This is a genomic window from Sphingomonas sp. Leaf4 (assembly GCF_920939515.1).
Taxonomy (GTDB): domain Bacteria; phylum Pseudomonadota; class Alphaproteobacteria; order Sphingomonadales; family Sphingomonadaceae; genus Sphingomonas.
The window spans coordinates 42028-58091 of sequence record NZ_CAKLBB010000008.1 but is presented as its reverse complement, the minus strand read 5'-3'; the positions used below and the strand labels follow the sequence as shown (position 1 = coordinate 58091).

Annotated in this window: 10 protein-coding genes; 5 read left to right on the top strand and 5 right to left on the bottom strand. The window is 66.9% G+C overall.

Annotation, left to right across the window (positions count from 1 at the left end; translation table 11 throughout):
• The first annotated feature begins 14 nt into the window (after positions 1-14).
• From LRA89_RS13340 to LRA89_RS13330, 3 genes are all read left to right on the top strand, one after another.
• On the top strand, positions 15-1544 hold the full coding sequence (locus LRA89_RS13340) for a Do family serine endopeptidase (protein WP_230770924.1): 1530 nt from the start codon (positions 15-17) through the stop codon (positions 1542-1544).
• Positions 1545-1668: 124 nt separating this feature from the next.
• Positions 1669-3330 carry a helicase HerA-like domain-containing protein gene (locus tag LRA89_RS13335; protein WP_230770923.1) on the top strand — a complete coding sequence of 554 codons (1662 nt, stop codon included), beginning with the start codon at positions 1669-1671 and terminating at the stop codon, positions 3328-3330.
• Position 3331: 1 nt separating this feature from the next.
• Positions 3332-4264 carry a hypothetical protein gene (locus LRA89_RS13330; protein ID WP_055761822.1) on the top strand — a complete coding sequence of 311 codons (933 nt, stop codon included), beginning with the start codon at positions 3332-3334 and terminating at the stop codon, positions 4262-4264.
• A 278-nt stretch (positions 4265-4542) separates the two neighbouring features.
• On the opposite strand, the gene LRA89_RS13325 is transcribed toward LRA89_RS13330, so the two are convergent.
• The 3 genes from LRA89_RS13325 to queF form a co-directional block, all read right to left on the bottom strand.
• A complete protein-coding gene (locus tag LRA89_RS13325) occupies positions 4543-5823 on the bottom strand; it encodes a glycoside hydrolase family 130 protein (protein WP_230770921.1) in 1281 nt (426 codons plus the stop codon).
• A gap of 51 nt (positions 5824-5874) precedes the next feature.
• Positions 5875-8142 carry a glycosyltransferase family 4 protein gene (locus LRA89_RS13320; RefSeq protein WP_230770919.1) on the bottom strand — a complete coding sequence of 756 codons (2268 nt, stop codon included), beginning with the start codon at positions 8140-8142 and terminating at the stop codon, positions 5875-5877.
• A 319-nt stretch (positions 8143-8461) separates the two neighbouring features.
• Positions 8462-8905 carry a preQ(1) synthase gene (gene queF / locus LRA89_RS13315; protein ID WP_230770917.1) on the bottom strand — a complete coding sequence of 148 codons (444 nt, stop codon included), beginning with the start codon at positions 8903-8905 and terminating at the stop codon, positions 8462-8464.
• A gap of 30 nt (positions 8906-8935) precedes the next feature.
• On the opposite strand from queF, the gene LRA89_RS13310 reads away from it, so the two are divergent.
• Positions 8936-10483 carry a cryptochrome/photolyase family protein gene (locus LRA89_RS13310; RefSeq protein WP_230770914.1) on the top strand — a complete coding sequence of 516 codons (1548 nt, stop codon included), beginning with the start codon at positions 8936-8938 and terminating at the stop codon, positions 10481-10483.
• Positions 10484-10618: 135 nt separating this feature from the next.
• Here LRA89_RS13310 and LRA89_RS13305 read toward each other — a convergent pair whose 3' ends face one another.
• Together LRA89_RS13305 and LRA89_RS13300 are read right to left on the bottom strand one after the other, a co-directional pair.
• On the bottom strand, positions 10619-10807 hold the full coding sequence (locus tag LRA89_RS13305) for a YbdD/YjiX family protein (RefSeq protein WP_230770912.1): 189 nt from the start codon (positions 10805-10807) through the stop codon (positions 10619-10621).
• Positions 10791-12833 carry a carbon starvation CstA family protein gene (locus LRA89_RS13300; protein WP_329958516.1) on the bottom strand — a complete coding sequence of 681 codons (2043 nt, stop codon included), beginning with the start codon at positions 12831-12833 and terminating at the stop codon, positions 10791-10793. Before LRA89_RS13300 ends, LRA89_RS13305 begins: the two co-directional genes overlap by 17 nt.
• 238 nt (positions 12834-13071) lie before the next feature.
• Here LRA89_RS13300 and LRA89_RS13295 point away from each other — a divergent pair, with 238 nt between their 5' ends.
• Positions 13072-15972, top strand: coding sequence for a TonB-dependent receptor domain-containing protein (locus LRA89_RS13295; RefSeq protein ID WP_230770910.1), 2901 nt, complete (start codon positions 13072-13074; stop codon positions 15970-15972).
• The last annotated feature ends 92 nt before the right edge of the window (positions 15973-16064 follow it).

Genomic DNA, 16064 nt, shown 5'->3' with positions numbered 1-16064 from the left:
AGGACTATCCTATCGTGCGTTACGCCTACGCCATTACTTCCGCACTGCTGCTGGGCGGCGCTGCGGCGACGCTGACGCTCAACCCGTCGGACGCGCAAACCGCGCAGAACGAACCGGGCGCGATCAACGCGGCTGCAGCACCGCGCGCCGGCGCGCCGATGAGCTTCGCCGACATGGTCGCGCGGCTGTCGCCCGCCGTCGTCAACATCTCCACCACGCAGCGCATCACCGTGCAGCAGCAGGCGAACCCGTTCTCGGGCACGCCGCTCGAACAATTTTTCGGGCAGCGCGGCGGTGGCGGCGGCGGTGGCCGGACGCAGGAGGCGCAGTCGCTGGGGTCGGGGTTCCTGATCTCGAACACCGGCTATATCGTCACCAACAACCATGTCGTGTCGGCCGGGGCGCAGGGTGCCACGGTCGAATCGATCAAGGTGACGCTGGCCGACCAGAAGGAATATACCGCCAAGCTGATCGGGCGTGACGAGCTGTCCGATCTGGCGGTGCTCAAGATCGAGGGGGCGAATTTCCCGTTCGTCCGCTTCGGCGATTCGCGCCAGGCGCGGGTCGGCGACTGGGTGGTGACGATCGGCAACCCGCTCGGCCAGTCGGGCACGGTGACGGCGGGCATCGTCTCGGCGCTCAACCGCGTCGGCCAGGGGCCGTACGACCGCTTCATCCAGACCGATGCCGCGATCAACCGGGGCAATTCGGGCGGCCCGATGTTCGACATGCAGGGCAATGTCATCGGCATCAACTCGCAGATCCTGTCGCCGACCGGCGGCAGCATCGGCATCGGCTTCGCGATTCCCGCCGAACAGGCCAAGCCGATCGTCGACAAGCTGATGCAGGGCCAGTCGGTCACGCGCGGCTACCTCGGCCTGACGCAGCAGGAAGTCAGCGAGGATATTGCCAGTGCGCTGGGCATCGCCAAGGAGCGCGGCGCGCTGGTCAACGGCGTCACGCCGAACCAGCCGGCGGCGAAGGCGGGGATCCGTCCGGGCGACGTCATCCTCTCGGTCAACGGCAAGGAGATCAACCCGCAACAGTCGCTGACCTATCTGGTCGGGCTGGAGGCACCGGGCAGCCGCGTGACGCTCGACATCCTGCGCGACGGTCGTCGCCAGCAGCTTCCGGTCACGCTCGGCACCCGTCCGCCCGAACAGCAGTTGCTGGCGCAGAATGAGCGGTTCGACCCGAACGGACAGCCGGATACGCCGCCGTCGGGCAACGCGCTGACCGCAACGGCGGGCATCGCGGTGCAGCCGCTCACGCCGGCGATCGCACGGCAACTGGGTTTCGACACCGCGACGCGCGGCGTCGTGGTCGCCGGGATCGATCCCGACAGCGATGCGGCGGCCAAGGGATTGAAGCGCGGCGTCGTGATCCTCACCGTCGATCGTCAGCCGGTGACGTCCAGCGCCGATCTGGCGCGATTGGTGCAGGCCGCCCGGTCGGCGGGGCGCAAGAATATCCTGCTGTACGCCCAGGCTCCCGGCGCGGGGGCGGCGGTGTTCGTGCCGGTGGGTATCGAAACCGGCAACTGATCGACGATCGGTTCCGCATCGGGGGGGTGGCGATCACGGCGATTGCCGCCCCCCTTTCGTTTTGAACGATGCAAGCCGCCGTGAAACAGGGTAGCAAACCCCTGCAACGATCGACGGGCAGGGCATGACCGACACCACCGAACTGTTCCTTGGCAGCACCGCCGATGGCGTGCGCCAGTCGCTGGTCCTCAAGCGCGCCAACCGCCACGGGCTGATCGCCGGGGCGACCGGCACCGGCAAGACGGTGACGTTGCAGGGGCTGGCCGAGAATTTCGCCGCCGCCGGCGTGCCGGTGTTCGTGGCCGATGTGAAGGGCGACCTGTCGGGCATCGCCATAGCGGGCAGCGCCACCGCCAAGGGCCATGCCGCCTTCGCCGCGCGCGCCGCGCAGATCGGCGACAGCGACTGGCGCTACCGCGACACGCCGACCGTGTTCTGGGACCTGTTCGGCGAGAGCGGCCATCCGGTGCGCGCGACGGTGTCGGAGATGGGGCCGCTGCTGCTCGGCCGGATGCTGAACCTCAATGACGTGCAGGACGGGGTGCTGACCATCGCGTTCCATGTCGCCGACGAGGAAGGGTTGCTGCTCCTCGACCTCGACGATTTGCAGGCGATGCTGGTGCATTGCGCCGAGCGCGCCGACGAGCTCACCACCCGCTATGGCAATGTCAGCAAGCAATCGGTCGGCGCGATCCAGCGCGCGTTGCTGCAACTCCGGTCGCAGGGCGGCGACCGCTTCTTCGGCGAACCGGCGCTCGATCTTGCCGATTTTCGCCGGGTTGGCGACGATGGGCGCGGCATCGTGTCGGTGCTGGCCGCCGACAAATTGATGGCCTCGCCCCGGCTCTACGCGACGTTCCTGCTGTGGTTGCTCTCCGAACTGTTCGAGACGCTGCCCGAGGTGGGCGACCCCGACAAGCCGGTGCTGGTGTTCTTCTTCGACGAGGCGCATCTGCTGTTCGACGATGCGTCGGACGCGCTGGTCGAAAAGGTCGAGCAGGTCGTGCGGCTGATCCGCTCGAAGGGGGTCGGCATCTATTTCGTCACGCAGAACCCGGTCGACATCCCCGACAAGATCGCCGCCCAGCTCGGCAACCGGGTGCAGCATGCGCTGCGCGCGTTCACGCCCAAGGAAGCCCGCGCGATCCGCGCGGCGGCGGAGACGTTCCGCCCGAACCCGACGATCGACGTCGGCGCGGCGATCACCGAACTGGCGATCGGCGAGGCGCTGGTGTCGGTCTTGCAGGCCGATGGCACGCCGAGCCCGGTCGAGCGGGTGCTGATCCGCCCGCCCGCCTCGCGCGTCGGCCCGGTCACGCCGGACGAACGCCGGGTGCTGATCGACACCGACGTGATCGGCGACCGCTACGACACCGCGATCGACCGCGAATCCGCTGCCGAACTGCTTGGCGCGAAGGTACAGGAAGCGCAGGCCGCCGCCACCGCCGCCAAGGCGCAGGTCGCCGCCGACAAGGCGGCGGCGCTCCAGGCAAAGGAGGATGCCCGCACCGCCAAGGAGGCCGAGCGTCAGCGCATCGCGGCGGCGCGCGAGGCGGAACGCGCCGCCAAGGAGGCTGATCGCGCGGCGGCGCGCGAGGCGGCGAACAGCCCGTGGACCCGTGCGACCCAGTCGGCGACGCGATCGGCCGGGTCGGCGGTCGGGCGGATCGTCGTCAATGAAATCGGCAAGCAGGTGTTCGGCACCACGCGCGGTGGCCGCGCGAAAGCCGGCGGGGCGCTCGGCGGATTGCTGCGCGGCGTGCTCGGCGGGCTGTTCCGGGGCTGACATGGCGACATTGCAGGCCGTGACCGGCGGGACCGAGACGCCCGACATTCCCCATTCGCTGTTCGTGATGCCGCACGGCATGGCGATCCGCTACGACCAGCCGGCCGACGCGCTGACCGATTACGTTACCGGCTATCACCTCTATGCGGCGGACGGGCCGCAGGCGATGGGGCTGGAAAACTGGTTCCTGCCCGGCACCGCCACCGTGCGGGTGCTGCTCAACGCCGGGCCGGTCGCGGTGACGATCGGGCGGCGGCGGTACGATCCCTTGCCGCAGACCAGCCTGTTCGGGCCGACCAGCCATGCGATCCACACCCGGTCGAACGGCGGCATCGCGATCGGCTTCGGCGTCAGCGCGCTGGGCTGGGCACGGTTCTTCGCCGGATCGGCCGAGCGTACCCGCGAACAGGCGCTGCCGCTGGCCGATGCCGCCGCGCCGGGGTTCGACCGGCGGTTGCTGGCGGTGCTGTCGGCCATTCCCGACGAACATGCGATGAAGCCCGCGCTCGATGCGTTCCTGATCGCCGAGATGGGGCCGAAGTCGCCCGACGAGGAACTGATCCGGCGCATCGCCCACCTCATCACCGACGATACGCCCGGCGGCGTGGCGGAGGCGGCGCGAAGCTGGGGCGTGTCGCAGGATGTCGTGCGGCGGACGTGCAAACGCTATTTCGGTTTCGGTCCCAAGACGCTGCTGATCCGCTCGCGCTTCCTGCGCTCGCTGATCCCGTTGATCGAGGCGGAGGGCGAGCAGGATTATTCGCGGATCGACGCCGCCTATGTCAGCGCGTCGCATTTCCTGCGCGATGCGCAGGCGGTGCTGGGCACGACGCCGCGCCGCTTCGTGCAGGAGGATCTGCTGTTCCTAACCGCATCGTTACGTGCGCGGGCGGCGGTGCTGGGCTGCCCGACGCAGGCGTTGCACCGGATTTAGGTCGCCTGATCCATCCAGACAGGGACGTCGCCCCAGCGAAGGCTGGGGCCTCTCGCGGCTCCTGTCGCGCATCAGTCCCGGGAGATCCCAGCCTTCGCTGGGATGACGTTCGTTTTGAGGTGAACGGATCAGCCTCCAAGGGCATCGTCACCCCGGACTTGTTCCGGGGTCCACGGCACCGCGAACGCGACGTCCGGTGCGTCAGCGGCACGGTGGACCCCGGAACAGGTCCGGGGTGACGATGGTGGGTAGGGCAGGTACGCCGCTACCCAGCCCCCTCACATCGTCGAAAGCAGCGATTCGATCGTCACGAAGGCGAAGGCGACCGAGCTGTCGGCCACGCCGTACGGGATGAAAATCCGGTCGCCGTGGCGGATCGCGCCGCACGAATAGACGACATTGGGGACATAGCCCTCGCGGTCCTCGTTCGCCGCCGCGAGGATCGGGTCGCGGGTGCGGCCGATCACCTTGGAAGGGTCATCCTTGTCGAGCAGGACCGCGCCGATCGCATATTTGCGCATCGCGCCGACGCCGTGGGTCAGCAGCAGCCAGCCCTCGTCGATCTCGATCGGCGGGCCGCAATTGCCGATCTGCACCAGCTCCCACGGATAATGGGGCTTGAGCAGCAGCTCGCCCTCGTCCCAGTGGGTCAGCGTGTCGGACTTGATGAGGAACAGGTTTTCGCCGTCCTGCCGGCCGATCATCATATACTGGCCGTTCACCTTGCGCGGGAACAGGCCCATGCCCTTGTTGCGCGCGGCGCTGCCGGTCATCGGCACGAGGTCGAACGCGCGGAAGTCGCGGGTGCGCAGCAGCTCGGACTGGATCATCGATCCGTTATAGGCGGTATAGGTGCCGAGCCATTCGAAGCTGCCGTCGTCGTGCCGGAACTGGACGAGGCGCATGTCCTCCAGCCCCTTCGACTGCGCCTGGGTGATCGGGAAGATGACGGTGCCCGACAGCGTCGAATCGCGGTGGCGGAACACCGTCACTTCGCCCTCGGGGGCCTCGTCCTCCTCGCCGATCGCGTCCGCCGCCGTCGCGAACGGCGGTTCGGGGGCAAGGACCAGCTCGTTCTCGTCGGTGATGATGCCTTCGCGGAACGCCACCGACGAGATATGCCCCTCGCCGACCGCGCGCAGCGACATCAGGATGCGCAGCGATCCATCGGGCATGCCCGACTGGTCGAAATGCGCCACCGCGCTAGGGTTCATCAATGCCGCTGCGGCATAGCTGTATTCGTGACAGAAATAGGCGCCGATCAACTGGCGCTTCTCGTCGCCGATCTCGGCACCGTCGAGGTTCAGTACCGTCTCGATCTCGTCGTAGCGGGTCATGAACACCCGGCGCGTCTGCCAGTGACGCGCCTCGAAATCCTTGAGGACGGTTTCGAGCTGCGCGCGCGTCTCGGCCGCCGACATCGCCAGCACTTCGCCCACCAGCCGTTCGGTGCGGCTGGGCGCAGAGCCGTTGCGCTGCCACGCGATATGAAACGGGCGCACCACCACGCGCGAGGGATCGGCGTACAGCCGCAAGGGGTGGTTGAAAATATCCAGCATTCGCGCGTCCACTCAATCCGGCCCGACCGTCGGGTGCCGCACCGTGCCTGTTCAGGCGACGGCGCGGCGCGGGTCTGCCACGGATGCGCCGCGCTTTGAAAGAGCCGAAATGGCGCAGGAGGCGAGTTGCAGCGCGAGAATCGACTCCGCGCCCTGGTTGCGGTTCAATCCGGTCGGCATCAACCCGTCGAAGCAGCCGCCATCGGCGACGGTCGCCAGCGGCAGGTCGAGGTCGTTGGCGCCCAGATACCAGTGATAGGCCTTGAGCGCCTCATCCCGCCAGCGCCGGTCGCCGGTTGCGTGGAACGCGGCGACGCATGCCTCGACCGTGGCTTGTGCTTCGAGTGGTTGCTGGTCGAACGGCAGCGGTTCGGCATAGGGGCGCCCGAAACTTTCGGTGCCGACCGCGCGGAACCGGCCCTCGGGCGAGGTCTGCCGCCCGACGATCCAGTCGAGCGTGTCGAGGCCGACGTCGAGGAAATCCTCACGGCCGAGCGCTGCACCGGCGCGGATCATCGCTTCGGGCAGGCGCGCATTGTCATAGGCCAGCACGATTTCAAACCAGCGCCATTCGGGGCGGCGCGCGGTGTCGAGCAACGTCACCAGTTCGTCGCCGAACCGCGTTGCGATCTCGGTCGACAGCGCATGGCCGGGGACGACCTCCAGCATCGCCACCGCCGCCAGCATGGCGAAGGCGCGGGCGCGCGGGCTGCCGAGGTCGAGCGCGATCGACGCGGTCTGTTCGTAGAGCGACAGCGCCCAGTCGCGATGCTTGCGCGAGCGCGCGTCACGCGCGGTGATCGCGAGTGCCCACAGCGTGCGGCCGTTCGAGTCCTCCGACCCCTCGTCCTCGCACCACGTCCGGTCGAAGTTCATGAAGTTGCGGAAGCGCCGCCGATCGGGGTTCCACGCATATTGGACGAACGCGGCATAGATCGTCATCCATTTGTCGCGCGCGATCTCGTCGATCTCGTCGATCTGCGACATCAGGATCAGCGCGCGGGCATTGTCGTCGATGCAATAGCCGTGACGGCGATCGGGCACCGAATAGATCGAATGCTGGAGCATGCCGGTGGCGTCGCTCATCCGCTCGACCGCCGCGAAATCGGGAGTGAGCGCGGTCAGGTCCATGTCGATCTTCATCCGGCGCGGTCGCGCGGCAAAGGCCGCCGTCACCTCCTTCAGCGCCGATTCGACGAGGCACGGCCAGAGCATGGTGCGGCCCCGCGCATAGGCGCGGGCGGCCAGATCGATGCGGCGCGCATCGTTCGACAGCAGGTCGTCGATCTCGCGGGCGAACGCTGCCGCATCGCCGAAATCGACGAGGATGCCGTGATCGTCGGCGAGAATCTCGGTCGCATGGACATAGGGGGTCGACACGACGACCTTGCCCATCGCCACCGCATAGGACAGCGTGCCCGAGGTGATCTGCGCCGGATTGGAATACGGCGTGACATACAGGTCGGCCGCCTGGAGATAGTCGAGCAGCTCATGCTGTTCGACGAAGGCGTCGACGAAGGCGACGTTGTCGGCGACGCCGAGGTCCGCCGCCTGCGCCTTCAACCGGTCGCGATACGCCTCGCCCTCATGCGCCACCAGATGCGGGTGGGTCGCGCCCAGCACGACGTACAGCGCATTGGGATGGCGCGCGACGACGGCGGGCATCGCCTCGATCATCGTCTCGATCCCCTTGTTCGGCGCGAGCAGGCCGAAGGTCAGGATCACGTCGCGCTCGGCCCAGCCGAACGCCGGCTTCATCGCTGCGGGTGCGACGAACGGGCGATCGGGCACGCCATGCGGAATCATCGCGATCTGGCGGCTGTTGGTGCCATGGACGCGCATCAGGATCTCGCGGCCCTTCTCGGCCATTACGATCACCTTGGCGGCGCGGCGCAGCAGCGCTTCGAGGACGCGGCGCTCCTCGGCATTGGGATGTTCGAGGATGGTGTGCAGCGTGACCAGCACCGGCACGTTGACCCGGTCGAGCAGCGCCAGCAGATGCTCGCCCGCCGACCCGCCATAGATGCCATATTCATGCTGGACCCAGACCGCCTGCGCGCCGCTCGCCTCGATCCGGCGCGCGGCGTCGAGATAGGCGATGCGGTCGTCCTGCGGGATCGCATGGGTGACGGCGGGCGGATAGGCATAGGCACCCGGCCGGTCGTCCATCGCATAGACGTCGACCTGAAGGTCGGGATAGCGATCGCGCAGCGCGTTGTAGGTGTCGGTGGTGAACGTCGCCAGGCCGCATTTGCGCGGCAGGAAATTTCCGATCAGCGCGATACGGTCGAGCGATTCGGGGGCGACGGTGCGGTCCATCCGGCTTCCTTTTGATGCTGCAGAATCCGCGGCATTGCGGCGGTATGCATCGAGGAAACATTTTGATACGCAGATAGTTGCATGCGGCGCGTATTGCGACGCAGCATTTTCGTCAGACCGTCACATTTGTTCGACAGGGCGTTGGGACGGATTGCAATTAAATACGGCGCTCGACGTCTCCCTTCCCTGACAAGGGCGGGGGTGGGTCGGCCGGTTATGGAACGCCTGTCCTCCCTCGCGGGCCGATCCACCCCCAGCCCCTCCCTTGTCAGGGAGGGGATCTGCCCGACGAGCTGTTCCGCACCACGAAAACGGATGCTCACCCCCGCCCGCGATACCCCGGCACGTCCTGATCGGGCACCCATACCCCCTTGGGTGGCTCGCCCGACTGCCAGAATACGTCGATCGGGATGCCGCCGCGCGGATACCAATAGCCGCCGATGCGCAGCCAGACCGGCCGCATCTCCGCGACCAGCCGCTCGGCGATGCCGACGGTGCAATCCTCATGGAACGCGGCATGGTTACGGAAGGCGCCGAGGAACAGTTTCAGCGACTTGGATTCGACGATCGTGTCGCCGGGCACGTAATCGATCACCAGATGCGCGAAATCGGGCTGTCCCGTCACCGGGCACAGCGAGGTGAATTCGGGCGCGGTGAAGCGCACCAGATACGGCGTCGCCCGCGGGTTGGGAACATAATCGAGCTCGGCGGCTTCCGGTGTGGCGGGAAGCGGGCTGGTCTGGCCAAGGAATTTCGGGTCCATGCCCGCCCACATAGGAAAGGCGGGGCACGAATGGAACGGGTGTTGATCCCGGTGCTGGGCGACCAGCTCACGGCCACGCTGTCGTCGCTGAAGCGCGCCGATCCCGCCGCCACGACGATCCTGATGATGGAGGTGGTCGAGGAAGCGACCTATGTCCGCCATCACCCCAAAAAGATCGCGTTCCTGTTCGCCGCGATGCGGCATCACGCCGCCGCGTTGCGCGAGGCGGGCTGGGACGTCGACTATGTCACGCTCGACGATCCCGACAACGCCGGCAGCTTCACCGGCGAGGTCGCGCGGGCGATCGGCCGGCACGACCCCACCCGGATCGTCGTCACCGAACCGGGCGAGTGGCGGGTGCAAGCGATGCTGGAGGCGTGGGAGACGATGTTCGGCATCCCCGTCGACATCCGCGCCGACACCCGTTTCCTGTGCAGCCACGACCGGTTCAACACATGGGCCGAAGGGCGGCGCGAGCTGCGCATGGAATATTTCTACCGCGAGATGCGCCGCGAAACCCGGCTGCTGATGGACGGCGACAAGCCGGTCGGCGGCAAGTGGAATTTCGACAAGGACAACCGCAAGCCGCCCGGCCGCGACCTGATGATGCCGCGCCCGCTGTCGTTCGCACCCGATACGGTGACGCAGGAGGTGATCGCGCTGGTCGCCGACCGGTTCGGCGATCATGCCGGCACGCTCGACGGCTTCGACTTCGCGGTGACGCGCAAGGATGCGCTGCGCCAGCAACGCGCGTTCCTGACCCACGCCCTGCCGCGCTTCGGCGACAATCAGGACGCGATGCTGACCGACGAGCCGTATCTGTGGCACGCGGTCCTCTCGCCCTACATCAACGCCGGGCTGCTCGATCCGATCGATCTGTGCCGGGCGGTGCAGAAGCACCATGACGAGGGCAAGGTCCCGATCAACGCGGCGGAGGGCTTCATCCGCCAGATCATCGGCTGGCGCGAATTCATCCGCGGCATTTATTGGCGCGAGGGGCCGGACTATGGCAGCCGCAATTTCCTGAACGCGAAACGCGACCTGCCCGGTTTCTACTGGACCGGCGATACCGACATGCACTGTCTGTCCCAGGCGATCGGCCAGACGCTCCAGAACGCCTATGCCCATCATATCCAGCGGTTGATGGTGACGGGCAATTTCGCGCTGCTGATCGGCGCCGATCCGGTGCAGGTGCAGCGCTGGTATCTCGAAGTCTATGCCGATGCCTATGAATGGGTCGAACAGCCCAATGTGCTGGGCATGAGCCAGTTCGGCGACGGCGGGCTGTTCGGCTCGAAGCCCTATGCGTCGTCGGGGGCGTATATCGACCGGATGTCGGATTATTGCGGGGCGTGCCGGTACGACGTGAAGCAGCGGACGGGGGAGGATGCCTGCCCGTTCAATGCGCTCTATTGGGATTTTCTCGACCGCAACCGCGAGAAGCTCGGCCGCAACCCGCGCATGGGGATGCCGTACCGGACTTGGGACAAGATGGCGGGGGAAGTGCGTGGCGATGTATTGACGCAGGCGAAGGGGTTTCTGAAGAAGCTCGACAAGCTGCCGAAATACGAGGGGTAGGGGAGGTCCCGGCTCCCTTTCGTCGCCCCGGACTTGTTCCGGGGTCCACCTCGCCGCTTGCGCTGCCGCCCGAGCCTCGTGCCGAAGCGTGCGCCGCCCGGTGGACCCCGGAACAAGTCCGGGGTGACGGGTGGCTCAACAACACCGCATCACCCGGTCCTTGCCGCCGCCGTAGCGCCGCTCCACCCGGTCGCGGTGGAATTCGGCCAGCGTCATCACCGGCTCGCCCGGATGCGCGGCATGGCGATGCGCGACATAGGCGTCGTAATCGGGCACGCCGACCATCAGCCGCGCGGTCTGCGCCGCCCTATGCAGGAAGCGCATCGCCGACCTCGCGCGTGGTGGGGGTGTCGCTCGCCAGCGCGCGGCGCGCCCCGGCGATGCCGTAGAAGACGATCGCCAGCACCACCGCGATGAAGAAGGCGCACAGGATCGCATCGATCCGGTCGTTCAGGATGATCCGCTGCATCTCGGCGACGCTCTTGGCCGGGGCCAGCAACCGCCCTTCGGCGAGCGCGGTCGAGAATTGCTCGGCATGGGCAAGGAAGCCGATGCGCGGATTGGGATGGAACAGCTTCTGCCACCCGGCGGTCAGCGTGCAGATCAACAGCCACACGGTCGGCAGGATCGTCACCCACGCATAGCGCTGCCGCTTCATCTTGAAGAGCAGGACGGTCGACAGCGTCAGCGCGATCGCCGCCAGCATCTGGTTCGAGATGCCGAACAACGGCCACAGCGTGTTGATCCCGCCCAGCGGATCGGTGACGCCGCTGTAGAGGAAATACCCCCATGCCGCGACGGCCAGCGCGGTCGCGATCAGGTTGGGCGCGGTGCGGCTGGTGTCCTTCATCACCGGCACCATGCTGCCGAGCAGGTCCTGGATCATGAACCGCGCGACGCGAGTGCCGGCATCGACCGTGGTCAGGATGAACAGCGCTTCGAACAGGATCGCGAAATGATACCAGAACGCCATCATCCCCGGCCCGCCGATCACCTGGCTGAGGATATGCGCCATGCCCACCGCCAGCGTCGGCGCGCCGCCCGCGCGCGACAGGATCGTCGTCTCGCCGACATCGCGCGCCAGTTGGTCGAGCATCTGCGGCGTGACGGTAAAGCCCCATTCGCCGATCGCCTGCGCCGCCTCGACCGCCGTCGTGCCGATGAGCGCGGGCGGCGCGTTCATCGCGAAATACACGGCGGGATCGAGCACGCAGGCGGCGATCAGCGCCATCACCGCGACGAAGCTTTCGGTCAGCATCGCGCCATAGCCGATGTAGCGCAAATGCCCCTCGCTCGCGATCATCTTGGGGGTGGTGCCGCTGGCGATCAGCGCATGGAACCCTGACACCGCGCCGCAGGCGATGGTGATGAACAGGAACGGGAACAACGTGCCCGAGAACGCCGGCCCGGTCCCGTCGATGAACTTGGTGACGGCGGGCATCTCCAGTTGCGGCCGCACGATCAGGATGCCGAGCGCGAGCCCGGCGATCACCCCGATCTTGAGAAAGGTCGACAGATAGTCGCGCGGCGCGAGCAGCAGCCACACCGGCACGACCGAGGCGACGAAGCCGTATCCCATCAGGATCAGCGCCAGCGCCGGTCCGCTATAGGTGAACCACGGCGCCAGCGTCGCGGACCGCGCCACCGGCTCGCCGCCGATAATCGCCGCCATCAGCAGCACGAAGCCGATCGCCGACATCTCGGCGATGCGCCCCGGACGGATAAAGCGGCCATAAATGCCCATCAGCAGCGCGATCGGGATCGTCGCGAACACGGTGAAGGTGCCCCACGGACTCCCGGTCAGCGCCTTGACCACCACCAGCGCCAGCACCGCGAGCAGGATGACCATGATCATCAGCACGCCGATCAGCGCGATGGTGCCGGGCACCACCCCCATTTCCGAGCGGATCATGTCGCCGAGCGACCGCGCGTCGCGCCGGGTGGAAAAGAACAGGATCAGGAAATCCTGCACCGCGCCGGCGAACACCACGCCCACCAACAACCAGAGCGTGCCGGGCAGATAGCCCATCTGCGCCGCCAGCACCGGCCCCACCAGCGGCCCCGCGCCGGCGATCGCCGCAAAATGATGGCCGAACAGGACGTGGCGGTCGGTCGCGACGAAATCGAGCCCGTCGGCGCGGCGCACCGCCGGGGTGGGGCGATCGGGATCGACCGCCAGCACGCGCCGCGCGATGAACAGGCCATAGAAGCGATAGGCGATCAGATAGACGCTGAGCGCCGCGACCACGATCCACAGCGCGTTCACGCTCTCGCCGCGCGTCAGCGCGACCACGCCCAGCGCCCCCGCGCCGACCAGCGCCAGCACCGCCCAGCCCGCGCGCGCCGCCATCGTCGCCGGCAGGATCGGTGCCGGCTCGTCCGCTAATCCCGCTGCCGCCATCGCGCTCGCTTCCCCTGTCACGCCGGCCATGGTCGTCGGGCCGGTCGCGGCGGATCATGCCAGCAAAGCGGCGGTGGGCGAAAGGGCCTATGCGTCCTAAACCCTTCGGATACAATCGTATAATATATTTGATATATATCAGTTTATGGACATATACTTTGCCCGAGTAGAAAACGGGGGAAATAAAATGACCGATTTCATGCGATTGTTGCGTGGTTCCAGCATGGCGACACTGGCGATCGGCCTTGCGATGCCGGCCTTTGCCCAGACGACGCCATCCGCCGATCCGGCCGAGGACGAAGCGATCATCGTGACCGGTTCGCGGCTGCCCAATCCGGGTCTGGTCAGCAACAGCCCGCTGACCGCGGTCGATGCCGCCGAGATCCGGTTGCAGGGCGCGATCAACGTCGAAAACGTGCTGAACCGCCTGCCGCAGATCACCCCCGATGCGAACGAGAACGTCTCGAACGGGGCGGACGGCACCGCGCGCGTCAACCTGCGCAACCTCGGCAGCAACCGAAACCTCGTCCTCATCAACGGCCAGCGGCTGTTGCCGGTGCAGGCGATCGACCTCAATTTCGTGCCCTCGACGCTGATCAAGCGGATCGACGTCGTCACCGGCGGCGCCTCGGCGGTCTATGGGTCGGACGCGGTGTCGGGCGTCATCAACTTCATCCTGCGCGACGATCTGAACGGCGTGAAGACCGACGTGCAGTACGGCTTTTCGGCGCACCGTAACGACAATGCCGATCGTCGCGCGCTGGTCGCGGCGAACAGCTACGAACGCGCCACCCGCTCGCCGGTCGACGGGCAGCGGTTCGATGCCAACATCGCGTTCGGCGCGAACCTCGCCGACGGGCGCGGCAACGTCACCGCCTATTTCGGCTATCGCGACGTGCGGCCGATCCTTCAGGCCGACCGCGACGTGTCGGCTTGCGCGCTCGATCCCAACGGCGCGCTCGACGGATTCGTCTGTGGCGGATCGAGCAACAACCAGTATGGCCTGTTCCAGCCGCTGACCGGCCCGAATGCCGGCACCCGGTTCAACAACACCCGCGACGGCAACAAGACGTGGGTGCCGTATACTTCGACCTTCCGGTACAATTACGCGCCGCTCAACTATTTCCAGCGCAACGACACCCGCTACACCGCCGGTGCCTTCGCGCGGTACGAAGTGACCGATGCGGCCGAACTGTACGGCAGCGCGATGTTCATGGACGATCGCACCAATTCGCAGATCGCCCCGTCGGCGCTGTTCCAGGGCCGCACCTACAACGTCAACTGCAACAACCCGCTGCTCAGCGCGCAGCAGGGCCAGTTGCTGTGCGGCGGCGCGTACGGCACCGACACCACGGCGCAGGCGTTCATCGGCTATCGTCCGGTCGGCGGCAACGCCGCCCCGCGCCGCGACGATCTGCGCCACACCGACTATCGCTTCACCGGCGGGGTGCGCGGCGAGATCGCCGAGGGCATCCGCTATGACGCCAACGCGCTGTTCTCGACGGTCATCTACAACGAAACCTACAGCAACGACATCGATCCCGGCCGCGCCAACCGCGCGTTGCAGGCGGTGAACGTCAACGGCACGCTGACCTGCAAATCGGTGATCGACGGCAGCGATCCCGCCTGCGTGCCGATCGACGTGTTCCGCTATCAGGGGATCAGCGCGGCGGGCTTCAACTATATCTATGCTCCCACCTCGACCCGCGGGCTCGACAAGGAATCGGTGCTGACCGGCACGCTGACCGGCGACCTGACCAGCTACGGCGTGAAGTCGCCGTTCGCCGAGCGGGGAATCGGGCTGGTGTTCGGTGTCGAGCATCGTCGCGAATCGCTCGAATTCCGCGCCGACGCGCTCGCACGGCAAAAGGGCACGCGCGAGAGCGAGGGCCGGTTCGACGTGACCGAGGCGTTCACCGAAATCGGCCTGCCGCTGATCGAGGATCGTCCGTTCTTCAAGGAACTGCTGCTGACCGGCGGCTATCGCTATTCCAAGTACAGCGCGATGGACAAGGGCATCTCGACCTACAAGGGCGAGCTGTCGTGGGCGCCGGTCGCGTCGCTGCGCTTCCGGGGCAGCTACAACCGCGCGATCCGCGCGCCCAACGTTTCCGAACTGTTCGGCCCGCAGTTTCTGAACCTCGCGACGACGCAGGACCCGTGCGCCGGCGCATCGCCCGCCGCCAGCGCCACGGTGTGCGCGCGTACCGGCGTGACGGCGGCGCAATATGGCCGGATCAGCGAATGCCCCAGCGAACAGTGCGGCATCCAGCAGGGCGGCAATCCGATGCTGAAGCCCGAGGAAGCCGACACCTATACCGCCGGCTTCGTGTTCAGCCCGACCTTCCTGAAGGGCCTGTCGCTCTCGGTCGACTATTTCAACATCAAGGTGAAGGACTATATCGCTGGCATCCCCGCGACGCTGGCGATCAGCCAGTGCGTGTCGAGCGGCGATCCGTATTTCTGCGGGCTGTTCCGCCGCGATCCGGCGACCGGCGTGATCTTCGGCGACAACGGCTATATCGTCTCGACGTCGCAGAACACCGGATCGCTCAAGACCGCCGGCATCGACGTCACCGCCGACTATAGCGTGCGCACCGGCATCGGGCGGTTCGCTGTGCAGGCGGTCGGCACCTGGCTCGACCAGCTCATCACCCAGCCGCTGCCGGGTCTGGGCGAATATGACTGCGTCGGGCTGTTCGGTGCGACCTGCGGCCAGCCGACGCCCGAATGGCGGCATCAGGCGCGCTTTAGCTGGACCACGCCGGACGACATCACCACCTTGTCGTTCAACTGGCGCTACATCGGCGGCACCAGTCTGTCGCTCAACACCAAGGACCCGTTCCTGACCGGATCGACCTACAAGCTGAACGCCGAACTGCCCGCCTATAATTACTTCGATCTGGCGGCGTCGTTCCGGGTGAAGCAGGATATTTCGCTGCGCATGGGCGTGAACAACCTGCTCGACAAGGATCCGCCGGCGATCGCGCAGGGGCTGCTCGCCAGCTTCGGCAACGGCAACACCTATCCCGGCTTCTACGACGTCGCCGGCCGCTCGTTCTTCGTCGGCCTGACCGCCGAGTTCTGATCGGCTGTCTGAAAATGCGTGAGCCCGCATTTTGCGGTGCCGGCCCGCTCCCCCTCGGGTCCCAGCAAAGTACTACTTTGCTGGGCTACCCT

Bases quoted from the DNA above. Each gene is read 5' to 3' on its own strand.
- LRA89_RS13335 (WP_230770923.1), top strand. From the start codon at position 1,669: ATGACCGACACCACCGAACTGTTCCTTGGCAGCACCGCCGATGGCGTG.
- LRA89_RS13330 (WP_055761822.1), top strand. From the start codon at position 3,332: ATGGCGACATTGCAGGCCGTGACCGGCGGGACCGAGACGCCCGACATT.
- LRA89_RS13325 (WP_230770921.1), bottom strand. From the start codon at position 5,823: ATGCTGGATATTTTCAACCACCCCTTGCGGCTGTACGCCGATCCCTCG.
- LRA89_RS13320 (WP_230770919.1), bottom strand. From the start codon at position 8,142: ATGGACCGCACCGTCGCCCCCGAATCGCTCGACCGTATCGCGCTGATC.
- queF (WP_230770917.1), bottom strand. From the start codon at position 8,905: ATGGACCCGAAATTCCTTGGCCAGACCAGCCCGCTTCCCGCCACACCG.
- LRA89_RS13310 (WP_230770914.1), top strand. From the start codon at position 8,936: ATGGAACGGGTGTTGATCCCGGTGCTGGGCGACCAGCTCACGGCCACG.
- LRA89_RS13305 (WP_230770912.1), bottom strand. From the start codon at position 10,807: ATGCGCTTCCTGCATAGGGCGGCGCAGACCGCGCGGCTGATGGTCGGC.
- LRA89_RS13300 (WP_329958516.1), bottom strand. From the start codon at position 12,833: ATGGCGGCGCGCGCGGGCTGGGCGGTGCTGGCGCTGGTCGGCGCGGGG.
- LRA89_RS13295 (WP_230770910.1), top strand. From the start codon at position 13,072: ATGACCGATTTCATGCGATTGTTGCGTGGTTCCAGCATGGCGACACTG.